The organism is Streptomyces albidus (ex Kaewkla and Franco 2022) (assembly GCF_013870515.1).
GTDB classification, from domain to species: domain Bacteria; phylum Actinomycetota; class Actinomycetes; order Streptomycetales; family Streptomycetaceae; genus Streptomyces; species Streptomyces albidus.
Window position 1 is genome coordinate 1 of sequence record NZ_JACBXA010000193.1, and the last position, 11,552, is coordinate 11,552.

Genomic DNA, 11,552 nt, shown 5'->3' on the forward strand with positions numbered 1-11,552 from the left:
GCCGCCCGCACCCAGCGCCTCGTCCGCGTTCACGAGGAACTCCGGCTTGGGGACCGCGCAGGAGGCCGGCCGTCTTCGGCACCGTCTCCGTCAGCTCGCTCGGTCACCGCCCCGTCGACGGGTTCCACTCCGCGGGCGGGACCGCGGTGACCCTGTGCGCCGGGCAGATCGCGGACCGGCCCGTGGTGCGGGCGGGCCGTGTCGTGCCCGCGCCCCTGATGCGCCTGGGTCTCACCTTCGACCACCGGGTGATCGACGGTGCCCTCGCTGCCGACGTGCTGGGCGATCTCCAACTCACCCTGGAGGACTTCGATGACGGCTCTCGCGGCGAAGTCACCGGTCCGCGGATTCGCCGAACCGCTCAAGGCCCCAGGACCCGCAGGGGACTTGAGCCGTCTGCGGGCTGATCTCGACGGGCACGCCGCGGTACTGCTGCACGCGGACATAGCGGACTGGCAGCCCCGCGAGGCCGAAGGCCCGTGGCTGCGGGCGCTGTTGGGCTGCGACTGGGAGCGGTACCGCAAGCTGCGTCTGCCCTTCCTGCGGGAGCGCTTCGCCGCGTCACGGCTGATGCTGAAGTACGCCGTGGCAGCGGTCGCCGGAGTGAGCCCGCTGGACGTGGAGTTGGGCCGTACGGCTGCGGGACGCCCGTATCTGCACGGCTGCGACGCCATCCACATCAGCCTCAGCCACACCGAGAACCTCCTCCTGGTGGGTCTGTCGACGGGCGGAGCGATCGGTGTGGACGTCGAAGCCGGGGACCGGCCGCTGTACGGGCCCGGACTCGGCCGGCACATGTGCACGCCGCACGAGCTGGCCGCCGTGGAAGCCATGCCGCCCGAGGAGAGGAACCCTCAGCTGCTCCGGCTGTGGACGCTGAAGGAGGCCTGCAGCAAGGCCCTCGGCATCGGACTCGGCGCCCGCTTCACCGACTTCGGATTCGGCGCGGACGACGGCGCACCGCCGCGGCTGCACCGGCCCGACGGCACGCCCGCCCCGGTCGGCCCCCGTGAATGGAACTTCCACACCTTCACCGTCGGCTGCCGCTACGTGGCCGCCGCCGCCGTACACAACCCGGACTGAAGGCCACGGACGAACACTGGGCCGCGCCCGGCCGGCACTGCCCGACGACCTGCGACGAGCGACGGTGAGCATGAACCATCTCGAAGAGCTCAAGGAATTCGCACGGCTGCACGCTCGTGGGCAGGGCATGCGCCCGGCCCACGCGGAGGACGTCCTGGAGACCATCTCCTGCGACACACCGGGCGACCCGCGTTCATGGGCGCGGATGTGGACGGCGCAGGGCGACATCGCGGCCCGGCGCGGAGACCTCCTGGACGCCTGCCGCCACTACGCACTCGCCCGCTTCCCCTGCCACACCGACGACGACCGGCGTGCGGCACAGCAACGCTGCGTCTCCACCTTCGACGAGTGGCGGCGTGAGGGAACCGGCATCCAGCGGGTGGAGTTCGACCACCCCGACGGGACCGTCGCATGCTGGGCCGCCGGACTGGACGAGAAGCGGCGCAGGCCGCTGCTGCTGGTCATGGGCGGCATCGTCAGCGTCAAGGAACAGTGGGCGCCGCTGCTGCCGAAGCTTCGGCGCATGGGCTTCGCCGCCGTGGTCACCGAGCTTCCCGGAGTCGGCGAGAACACCTGCGCCTACCACCCCGAATCGTGGCGCCTGCTGCCCTACCTGCTCGACCGCCTCTCCGGCACCGCGGACACGGACGACGCCTCCCTGCTGGCCCTCAGCTTCAGCGGCCACCTCGCGCTGCGCGCGGCCGCCGAGGATCCCCGCATCCGCAGGGTGCTCACGGTCGGCGCGCCGATCGCGGACTTCTTCACGGACTCGCAGTGGTGGCCCCAGGTCCCCCGCATCACCGTCGACACCCTGCACGAGCTGACAGGCGTCAGCGACGAGGGCGAACTCCGGGCCCTGCTGGGCAAGTTCGCCCTCGGCCCTGCCGAACTGAGTGCCCTGCAAATCCCCGTCCGCTACGTCCTCAGCAGCCGGGACGAGATCATCCCGCCCGGCGACGCCGCAATGCTGGGCCGCCACGCGCAGGGTGACGTGCGCTTCAAGACCTTCGACGACGTGCACGGCTCGCCCGCCCACCTCGCAGCGACCCGGCGGTGGCTGCTCTCGTCACTCCTGCGCCTGAAGTTCACCGCCCGCAAGGGGAGTTGACGCGAGGGGAGGGACGCGGCACCCGTCGCCCCTCCCCGCACGTGCCGGCTCCGCCCAGCCCCGAGCTTCACACCGCGCTGGGCACGGCCGACGGCGGCTGGACGAGCCACACGCCGGGCCGGACCTCGAGCGGCATCGGGCCGTGTGCAGCGCCGTCCTCGCCTTCGGAGACCGCGCGTGCCACCTCCGCCGAGCGGCGGGCGTACTCGCGCCAGCGTGTGTCTCCGGCGAGTTCCGCCGCGGCCTCGCACTCACCCAGCCGCGCGAGGGCCGACCGGGCACGCCCGTGGACCAACTCGACGAAGGCCAGGCCACGCAGCGCCTCCATGGCCCCACGCGCGTCGCCCTCCGCCCGTCCGAGGTTCAAGGCCTGCTCGTAGCACTGCGCCGCGCGGTCCGCATGCCCCTGGCCCAGCAGCACATCGGCCTCACCCGTGAGGCAGCGTGCCGCCCCGACGGCGTCCTCGCTGCGGGAGAAGAAGTGCTGCGCCAGGTGGTAGCGGTCGAGCGCCCTGGCCGCATGGTGGCGCTGCCACGCCAGATCACCGAGGGAGCGCAGGACGACAGCCTCGGCGTGTGCGTCTCCCGACTGCCGGGCCGCGTCGAGTGCCAGCTCATGGCCGGTCTCCCACTCGTCCCACAGGCCGCACGCCTCGTAGTAGCCGCTCACGGCCGACGCAAGAGCCGAAGTGAGCTGCCACAGCCCGGCCTTGTGGGTCTTGCGCACCGCTTCCAGCAGGCCCGCCGCCTCCTCGCGGAACCACCACAGGGGCGACCCGCCGATCAGGGCCCGCGCTTCCGCGTCCGTCCAGCCGTCTCCGAGCTCGGCCCCGGCTCCGCTGCCCCCGGTCTGTGCCAGCCGGTCCCGGCCGGGGCACAGCCGGGCGTCCGCGTGCCGCGCCAGAGCCAGGCAGGCGCGTCCCAGCCGTTCCGTCGCCTCCGGAACCACGGCGGGTGCGGCCTCCTCGGCGAGCATCTCCAGCGCGAGGGACCTCAGCAGCGAATGGAAGCCGTAGCGCACGGGAGTACGGCTGGCGGGGCTGCGGTGCGCCTCCAGCAGATTCGCCCGTACCAGCTCCTCGGCGAGCTGCTCCGCCTCCGCGGGAGAGGTGCCGAGCAGCGCGGCGGCGCTCCACGGCGCGAAGTCCGGCACCGGTGCCAACGCCAGCAGCCGGAAGGCGTGTTGCTCCTCCGGTCCGACGTCCCGGTACGCCGTGAGCAGGCTGCTGCGCACGTCCAGATCGCCCAGCGCCAGCGCCGCCAGTCTCGTCCGCTCGTTGCGCAGCCGCCCGGCGAGTTCGGATGCCTTCCAGTGCGGGCGTGCGGCCAGGCCCGCCGCCGCGACACGCAGCGCCAGCGGCAGATAGCCGCACAGCTTCGCCATCTCCGTGACCGCGGCCGGCTCCTCGGCCATGCGCGTACCGCCGGCGGCGACGAGCAGGTCCTCGGCGTCCTGCGGGTTCAGCACGTCCAGCACCAAGTGCTGCACGCCCTCAAGGGCCCCCAGCGCCTGCCTGCTGGTGATCACGACCGTGCTGTCGGGTACGGCCGAGAGCACCGGACGCACCTGTGCCTCCGAGACGGCGTCGTCCATGACGATGAGCAACTTGCGCCCACGGGTGCTGCGATGGAGCAGGTCCGACAGCTCCTCTATGTCGCCGGGCACGGATTCGGCACCGGGGGAGTCGGCGGCCCCGAGCCGCCGCAGCAGCGTGGCCATCGTCCGTACGGGGTCGACGCCCTGCCCTCCCGCGTCCCGAAGGTTCAGCAGGATCCGCCCGTCCGGGAAGCCGTCGGCCGCCCCGTGCGCGAGATGGACCGCGAGGGTCGTCTTTCCCGACCCTGCCCGGCCGGAGACGGCGAGCACCCTTGTGGGCATTGGGGACTTGTCCGGACCGCCCTGGGCGGAGGTGTCGGTGACACCCGTCGGCACCGCCGAGTCTCCGTCCAGCAGCCGTGCTCCCAGGGCGAGTTGCTCCTGTCGGCCGGTGAAGTTCGCGACGTCCGGCGGGAGCCACAGCACGGGGCCGGGTTCCGCGGGCGCGGCCGGTGCGGGCCGGGCGGCCCTGCTCGGCTCCTCGTGCCAGGCCAGCGCGGGGTCCGCGGCAAGGACGCGCTCCTGCAACCGGTTGAGCGCCGGGCCGGGTTCGACTCCGAGCTCGTCGACCAGTGCCCGGCGTGCGCGGCGATAGGCGGCCAGGGCGTCCGACTGACGCCCCGACCGGTACAGCGCCACCATCAGGTGCGCGTGCAGTGTCTCCCGCATCGGGTGGGAATGGGCCAACGCCATCAGCTCGCCGACCAGTTCGTGATGGCGGCCCAGTCGCAGATCCGCGGAGATCCGCTGTTCGAGGACCTCCGTGCGGAGCTCGTCGAGCCGCACGGCACTCGTCTCCAGCATCGGGCCGTGCGGTACGCCGGACAGCGCGGCACCGGTCCACAGGCCCAGTGCCTGGCCCAACAGAGCCGATGCCTCCGCGTAGTTGCGCTGCTCGTACGCCTCCCGGCCCTGAGCCCGCAGCGACTCGAAGACGTTCAGGTCCAGCTCGTCCGGGCCGACACGCATGAGATATCCGGGCGGCCGGGTCAGCAGCGCCTGCTCACGCGGCTCCTCGCCTTCGCCCTGCAGCAGCGCCTTGCGCAGCTGCGACACGTACACCTGAAGCGTGGTGGCGGCTGTCCGCGGCGGCTCCGAGCACCACAGTTCGTCGATCAGCGTGTGGACGGAGACGACGGTGCCGCTCTGCACCAGCAGCGTGGCGAGGACCGCACGGGGCTTGGCGGCGGAGGGAGTGCGGGGCGTCATGTGCACGGGCCCCAGGATGCGGAATCGCACGGGTGCTCCTTCAATGAGCAACAGCCGGTGAGCGGGAGGGATTTCGGTGCGGACGGGCGGCAGCGGCCGTCTCCGGGCAGCGCAGGCGCGGCAGTTTCCGCGGCCCCTGGCGCCCGGCGCCGTCAGCAGTCCTGGAGCACGCGGACCGACGCCTCGGACACCAGTCGGCTGCCCTGGGTGAAGGAGAGCATCAGCGTCGCGTAGGGACGGCCGGAGGAGTCCCGGGGCAGGTCGCCGGCCGGGTCCTTCACGTCCGTACGGACCGTGCACAGGAGCGGAAGCCCCTTCTCGGCGAATCCGCGGAACGATGCCTGCCAGTGCGAGAGCAGCGCGTGCGCGGGAGCGAAACCGTACAGCTCGGTGGCGGCGAACAGCGCCGACTGGCGCGAGGCCTCGACCAGAAGCGCGGTGGTGAAGGCGTCGGTCGCGTCAGGCAGCACCTCGCCGGCCGTGGGCAGGTCCACGGGGAAGGTGAGCCCGGCCGCCGTCTCGTTCTCGTGCCGGGTGCCCTCCTCCTGCGGGGCCTGGACGGGCAGTCCGATCAGCACGTTGCGGGCGGAGCGGCGCCCGACGCGCTCAGGAGCGGGGGAGCGATGGGCTGTCAGCGCCGGGCGCTGCGCGGGCACCTGCCCCGGCAGCCGTCCCTCGACCACGATCCTCGCCTCTGAGCTGCCGCCGTCGTTGCCGGGCAGGCTCGTCGTGCTCTCCATCCGGCCCTTGTTCCAGTGGTGGCGGTAGACGAGGGGCGTGGGGAAGGCGATACGCGCCTCGGCGGTGCCGCAGGGCTGCCCGTCGATGCTCACCGCGGCCCGGCAACTGAGGCTGTGCGGCACTCCGTTGACCACGTCCATGGGGGTGATGCCCAGGTCGAGGGCGATCTGGGAGCTGCCGCTCCTGCGCCGCCAGGGCTCGGTGTCGGTGACGTCCGTGGTGCCGGACGTGAGGACCATGTGGCGGTTCCCCGGGATGCGGAAGCAGCGCCGTGCGGCGAAGACGGCGGTCTGCCGCAACGACTCCAGGGGGAAGAGCAAGTCGTGGAAGGCGGCCGTGCCGTCGCAGAACAGCGGGTGGTCCTGGGGGAGTTCGGCGGAGAACGCGAACTGCTGACGTACCGGCGGAGTGGACTGCAGGAGGAAGCCCTCCGGCGTGTCCGGACGGTGCACGAGGTGGTGCGGCCCGAGAAGCGATGGTGCGGGCACAGCGGAGGAGCGCGGGCGGACCGTGGGTCTGGGGACGATACTCATCGAAATCCTCTGCGGCAGTGTCCGGAAGGCCGGCGGCCACCGGTGGGGGTTTGTCGCCGTAATACGCCCTTAGGTTTACCTACTCCGCTGTAGAACTGGGGAAGAAAAACTGAAGCAGTTGTGATCATGGGGCAAAAGGTGCGTTTTCCGTATGCTCCCTCTCTGTTCGGTCTCTTCCGTCCACGGCCTTGTCGGCATTTCTGCCTCTCCGTACCGCACAAACACCGAAGAACCCCTTGCAAATCAACCGAAGTCGAAGCGTGCGATATGAAATTCTCATCCCGCGCAGATGATCGGAAGGCTGTCACGCCGCTTGGCGGCGCTTGCATACTTGGCCGGTACCGCTGCGCTTGAAAAGGCTTGAAAGGGAGGCAACCGTGCCGCTTCCGGCCGACAGTTGCACACTGCACCTGTGGTCGCTGTCCGAAGACGTGGTCGTCGAGCCCGGGCAATGCGACGACGAACTTGTCCTGACGGGACGTTGGGGCAGGGAAAGCGTCCAGGGTGCCGGGCCCGTCGTACGGGAGGCTCTGCGCCGCATGGTGCTCGGGCCGGTGCTGCTGCTCAACGTCGGTATCCGGTCGAACGGTTCGGGGGCGGACCCCAGCGCCTACCTGTTCCTGATGCTGATGCTCAGCCGCCTGTCCCATCTGGTGGTGCGCACCCTCGGACTCGACGACTTGAAGGGGCCGCTGCTCTCGGTCTTACCCGTCTCCCGGTGCGCGTCCTTCACGCCGGAGCGGCTTCCCTCGCTGCGCGAGGTACGGCTTCCGGCCGAAGTGTCCTTCACGCTCGAACCGGCCGGAGTGGCCCTCGACCTGCCCGACTCCCCGCACCGGGTGGTGCTGCACCGGCCCGAGGCCATCTGGGTCGTCGGCATGCTGGCCTGGCCCATCACGCCTGACGACGTCTCATCGGCGCTGCCGCTGCCCGCCAAGGTCACCGAGGGAATCCTGGACTACCTGGCCGGCGCGGGAATGGCCGCCCCTGTGCGGGCTACGGCGACGGGTAGCCGTTGAGCCGCTGAGTCGGTGCACGGCGCGCAGTGCGCTCGTCACGCTCGCGGTGGAGATGGAACAGGCAGCCGCCCCTGTACGGGCCACGGCGACGGGTAGCCGCTGAGCCGGTGCACGGCACGTCACGGCATGGCAAGGCATCAGCCCGTCAGGCTGCGCCGCTCACAGCAGCCAGCCCGACTCCCGCGCGATGCGGATCGCGTCGACGCGGTTGCGGGCGTTCATCTTCGTCACGATGGTCGTCAGGTAGTTGCGCACGGTGCCCGTCGAGAGGTGCAGCAGCGAGGCGATCTCCGGAGCCTCGGCGCCCTCGGCGGCCAGGCGCAGCACCTCCGTCTCCCTCTCGGTCAGCGGACTCTCGGTGCCTCCCCATGCGGCCAGGGCCAGTTGAGGGTCGACGGCACGGTGGCCGGCGGCCACGCGCCGCACGGCGGCGGCGAGTTCCTTGGGCGGTGCGTCCTTGAGGAGATAGCCCGAGACCCTGGCCGCCAGCGCCCGCCGGAGAGTGCCGGGCCGGCCGAGACTGGTGAGGATCAACGTCCTGCACTGCGGCATCTGTTCGTGCAGCAGGGACGCGGCGGTCAGACCGTCGAGGCCCGGCAGGTCGATGTCGATGATGGCGACGTCGGGCTGCTTCTCCTGCGCGGCGGCCAACACCTCGTCGCCGCGCTCGAGTTCGCAGACGACCTCGAAGTCGTCCTCGAGATCGAGCAGCGCCACGAGCGCTCCGCGGACCATGTGCATGTCTTCGGCGAGCAGTATTCGAATCACCACGCCCCCGTCTGCCGTGTGTCCGCTCTGATGTGCGATCTTACCAACCTGAGGTGCTGAGACCGGTGTTCACGGTCATGCTGCCGGGCCCTCCGCGGGGAGCCCTTCGACGTCCAGAGCCGCGAGCTTTCTGACCGCGTTGACGGGGGCCTCAGCCACCAGTCGGTACATCCCGTCCTTGCCCCGCCCGGAGCGGAGTTTGCCGCCCACGGCACGCAGCCGCATCTCCAGGTTCCCCAACCCGCTGCCGCTGTAGGGCGAAGGGTCCCGGTAGGCGGGGTCGACGCCGTCGTTGGCGACGGACAGCCGTATCAGGCCGTCCTCCTGGACTCCTTCTATGTCGCACCGCTGAGCCCGGCTGTGGCGCAGCAGGTTGGTGACCGCCTCGCGCAGCACGGAGGCGAGCACCGTGTCGACCTGCTTGCTCAGCGAGCCGAGTGAGAGCCGGGCACGTACGACGACGTCCGCGGCGCTGAGCACCGACTGCGCGGAGGCGATCTCCTGACGCAGCGACATGTCGCGGAAGCCGCTGGCGACCCGGCGCACATCCGCGAGCGACTGGCGGGAGATCGTCAGGACGTCCGCGATCTCGTCCATTGCCCGGCCCGGATGCGTGGGGATCAGACGGTGGATCAGCTCGCTCTTCAGCGTGATCGAGGACAGGCTGTAGCCGAGGAGGTCGTGCAGGTCGCGGGCGAATCGCAGACGTTCCTTCGTGACCGCCATCCGTGCCAGCTCGTCGCGGGTCTCGTGCACCTCTCTGACCAGCTCCGAGAGGCGTGAGAGGGCGTAGACGACGAGACCGGTGAGCAGCGTCGACTGGCACAGGTAGATGCTGTCCAGCGCGGAGCGGCCCTCCAGGAGCGGCGGCAGAAGCATGCTGAAGCCCACGGACCCGTAGAGAATCCAGGCCGTCTTCGTCGGTAAAAGGAGAAGCAGGGAGCCTGCGAGAAATCCCGCCATGGCCCCCCACGCCGCCCTGAACACGACGATGGGGAGATAAGTGATCAGTGCCTGAATGATCAATGTCAGGTACTTCTGCCATACGCAGGCGCGGTTCGCTCCCGGTGCCGAGTGCAGCAACTGGAGCAGGAAAATGGCGGCAAGCCCGACAAGGGCGCAGGCGAGTTTCACGGGGCCGAGTCCGGCGCCGAGAATGTTGAGCATCGTAATGGTCAGATAGCTCAGCAATGCAGCCAGCAGAATGGCCTGGGCCAACCGCGGAGCCGGAAGATTCCGGCTGCGTCCGGGCCGCACGCCGCTCTCGGCTTCGTCCGGCCGAGCAGCACCGCTGAGCCGGTCCTGAAGTGCCATTTCTGCACTGCCTCTGCAATCGCCAATGTATGCGCTGTCAGGGGGGAGCATATGCGACAACGGGTAAAGACCGTAGGGAGATGAGGAGTTCAGACGAACATCGAAATGGGGTTCAGCTCCTCGTAGGCGGTCGCTTCGCTCAGCCTCCCCAGCGCCACGGGCACGTCGTAGAGCCGGCCGGGGCCGAGACGGGCCCAGAAGTGGCGCAGGCCGGGCACGAGGACCTTGACCACGGGCAGGCCGAGGTCCGGTCTGCTCTGGTCGAGAACGAGCAGCTCCATGCCCTTTCCGCGTACGAGTTCGGTGACGGCGGTGACGTCCTCCAGCAGGTCGCCCCGGGGTACGTACCGCCAGCTCGCCGGCGACCGCGTCGGCAGAGCCGGATCGGGCCGTACCCAGGGCTGGTTGGCGGTGGTGGCATGCCTCCACCAGGCCTGCGGCTCCGGCTCGTCGATGCCGTACCCGGAGCCGTCCGCGCGCACTTCGCTGACCGCGGGCAGCAGTTGGCCCATCTCCGTGAGCGCCCTGCGCAGCGCCACCCTCGGGTCGAAGTGCGCCCCGAAGCCGAAGATCATGTCCTGTGACGGCTTGTCGGTACGGGCGGACAGGGCCGCCACCACGGGAATCCCGAGGTCCGAGGTGAGGTCCAGCGCCCACAGCCGCCGGTGCATGCGCCGGTAGCCCATCCGCAGCCGCTCGATGTACTCCTCGTCGAACGTGCCGAGGTCCAGGGCGGGTTGACGAGTGCGGTTGTACCACCACAGGGCCACCGCGTCCCGCTCGACCAGCTCCAGGAACCCCTGCACGAGCGCGTCCTCCGGGCTGCTCCCCGCCGCGCAGCCGTTGGAGTCCGCGCGCAGTGCGTCCTGCGGGCTCTCCCGGTTCGCGTAGTAGAGCAGCGACGTCGGCAGGAGCTTGTGCCTGCCCGACGTCAGGGACCACACCGGCGTCCAGTCGACGGGCGCATCCTCGTCGAAAGGGGCGGGGACGTACTCGAAGGGGGACCGGCGGGCGTTCCACGACTCCCGCTTGCGGAACTGGCGTTCGTCGTAGAGCTGACAGGCGTTGGGGTGCAGTGCCTCCGCCCCCAGCGCCCGGTAGGTCTCGCGTACGACCGACTCGTCCCCGTGGCGGGTGCCGCTGTAGCGCTCGACCGCCTCGCACAGCGCGCTTGTCCGCGCCTCCGTCTCGGTGAGGCCCTTGCCGCCGCTGATGGCGCGCAGCCCGGCACGCAGCCCGTCCAGGGTGTGCGGTCCCATGGCCAGGTTCGGCCCGGACAGGAAGCAGTCGATGAACTCGGGGCTGCGCGGCGCCCGTCGGATCTCCTTGATGATCCCCGTCACCGGGTCGACGAGACGGCGGTGCTTCTCCAGCATCTGCGCGGGCGTCAACGCCCGGTGCCCGTTGGCCTCCTGCGACGCCTTGAGCCGGGACGCGGGTACGAAAGGAGCCCAGGTGCGGGCGTCGACCAGCCCGGGGTCACCGCATCCCTCGCACTGCGGCAGCTGCTGCACGGGGTGCGCACGGGCACGGAGCAGCAGCGTGTCCAGCGTCTGCACGGTGCTCTGCTCCGGATACCGCATCCCCACAAGCCACTTGGCGGTCTCCAGGACCGCGACGTGCAGTGCGATGGAACGGCCCGCCGGCAGGGAAGCGGGCGGGCGCGAGAGGGGGCCGTCCAGGCCGAGCGCACGCTGCACCGGCCACTCGGAGTGCCGGTGGCCGCGCAGCCGAGCGGCCAGGCAGTTCCAGCACGGGCCGCTGTCCGGCCGGAAGACGGGCCCCACCCACGGGTCGGTCCCGGAGAGCTTCGCCAGCAGCCAGGGCTGGCCCTGCGCCCGGTGGACGGCGTCGACCTCACGCAGCTCCGGCGAGAGGTAGTCGTCGCACAGGACGACGGTCAAAGGCGCGTCGAAGCCCTTCGCGACGACCGTGATCCCCGAGTCGCGGTAGGCCTCGGTCACCGACGAGCCGTCGACGCCCGCCAGTTCCTCGACGCTCACGCAGGCCTTCGCCAGGACCTCCCGTGCGCGTGCACCGTCCAGCCCGGCCAGGTCCCAGTACGCCTCGGCGGCCGTGCCGGTACGGGAGTTGAGAGCCGGGTCGCCGTCGGTCTCCGGCGCGGGGGCGGGCTGCGGCGTGTGGAAGCGCACAAGGCCGGCCCCGATCAGCGTGCGCAG

9 protein-coding genes are annotated in these 11,552 nt (G+C 70.8%); 4 read left to right on the forward strand and 5 right to left on the reverse strand.

Annotated elements, in window-relative coordinates; all coding sequences use genetic code 11:
• The 3 genes from H5J26_RS22920 to H5J26_RS22930 form a co-directional block, all read left to right on the forward strand.
• Nucleotides 1-407: 2-oxo acid dehydrogenase subunit E2 (locus tag H5J26_RS22920; protein WP_181767831.1), on the forward strand; the 407-nt coding region annotated here is incomplete at its 5' end.
• Nucleotides 388-1,083 carry a 4'-phosphopantetheinyl transferase family protein gene (locus tag H5J26_RS22925; protein ID WP_235980959.1) on the forward strand — a complete coding sequence of 232 codons (696 nt, stop codon included), beginning with the start codon at nt 388-390 and terminating at the stop codon, nt 1,081-1,083. The genes H5J26_RS22920 and H5J26_RS22925, both read left to right, overlap by 20 nt.
• A gap of 70 nt (nt 1,084-1,153) precedes the next feature.
• Complete coding sequence (locus H5J26_RS22930) at nt 1,154-2,191, forward strand: alpha/beta hydrolase (RefSeq protein WP_181767833.1); 1,038 nt, start codon at nt 1,154-1,156, stop codon at nt 2,189-2,191.
• 67 nt (nt 2,192-2,258) lie between these two features.
• Here H5J26_RS22930 and H5J26_RS22935 read toward each other — a convergent pair whose 3' ends face one another.
• Both H5J26_RS22935 and H5J26_RS22940 read right to left on the reverse strand, forming a co-directional pair.
• Nucleotides 2,259-5,027 carry an AfsR/SARP family transcriptional regulator gene (locus H5J26_RS22935; protein ID WP_181767834.1) on the reverse strand — a complete coding sequence of 923 codons (2,769 nt, stop codon included), beginning with the start codon at nt 5,025-5,027 and terminating at the stop codon, nt 2,259-2,261.
• A 122-nt stretch (nt 5,028-5,149) separates the two neighbouring features.
• Complete coding sequence (locus tag H5J26_RS22940) at nt 5,150-6,271, reverse strand: AfsA-related hotdog domain-containing protein (RefSeq protein WP_181767835.1); 1,122 nt, start codon at nt 6,269-6,271, stop codon at nt 5,150-5,152.
• 377 nt (nt 6,272-6,648) lie between these two features.
• Between H5J26_RS22940 and H5J26_RS22945 the strand changes: the two genes are divergently transcribed.
• The gene (locus H5J26_RS22945; RefSeq protein WP_181767836.1) at nt 6,649-7,290 is read left to right on the forward strand and encodes an NADH oxidase; all 642 of its coding nucleotides are present in this window, start codon (nt 6,649-6,651) and stop codon (nt 7,288-7,290) included.
• A 159-nt stretch (nt 7,291-7,449) separates the two neighbouring features.
• Here the strand turns inward: H5J26_RS22945 and H5J26_RS22950 are convergent, their stop codons facing one another.
• The 3 genes from H5J26_RS22950 to H5J26_RS22960 form a co-directional block, all read right to left on the reverse strand.
• On the reverse strand, nt 7,450-8,061 hold the full coding sequence (locus tag H5J26_RS22950) for a response regulator transcription factor (RefSeq protein WP_181767837.1): 612 nt from the start codon (nt 8,059-8,061) through the stop codon (nt 7,450-7,452).
• Nucleotides 8,062-8,133: 72 nt separating this feature from the next.
• Nucleotides 8,134-9,276 carry a sensor histidine kinase gene (locus tag H5J26_RS22955; RefSeq protein ID WP_235980961.1) on the reverse strand — a complete coding sequence of 381 codons (1,143 nt, stop codon included), beginning with the start codon at nt 9,274-9,276 and terminating at the stop codon, nt 8,134-8,136.
• Nucleotides 9,277-9,461: 185 nt separating this feature from the next.
• Nucleotides 9,462-11,552 (reverse strand): TOMM precursor leader peptide-binding protein (locus tag H5J26_RS22960; RefSeq protein WP_181767838.1); only part of this gene is annotated, 2,091 nt, incomplete at its 5' end.

Bases quoted from the DNA above. Each gene is read 5' to 3' on its own strand.
- H5J26_RS22940 (WP_181767835.1), bottom strand. From the start codon at position 6,271: ATGAGTATCGTCCCCAGACCCACGGTCCGCCCGCGCTCCTCCGCTGTG.
- H5J26_RS22930 (WP_181767833.1), top strand. From the start codon at position 1,154: ATGAACCATCTCGAAGAGCTCAAGGAATTCGCACGGCTGCACGCTCGT.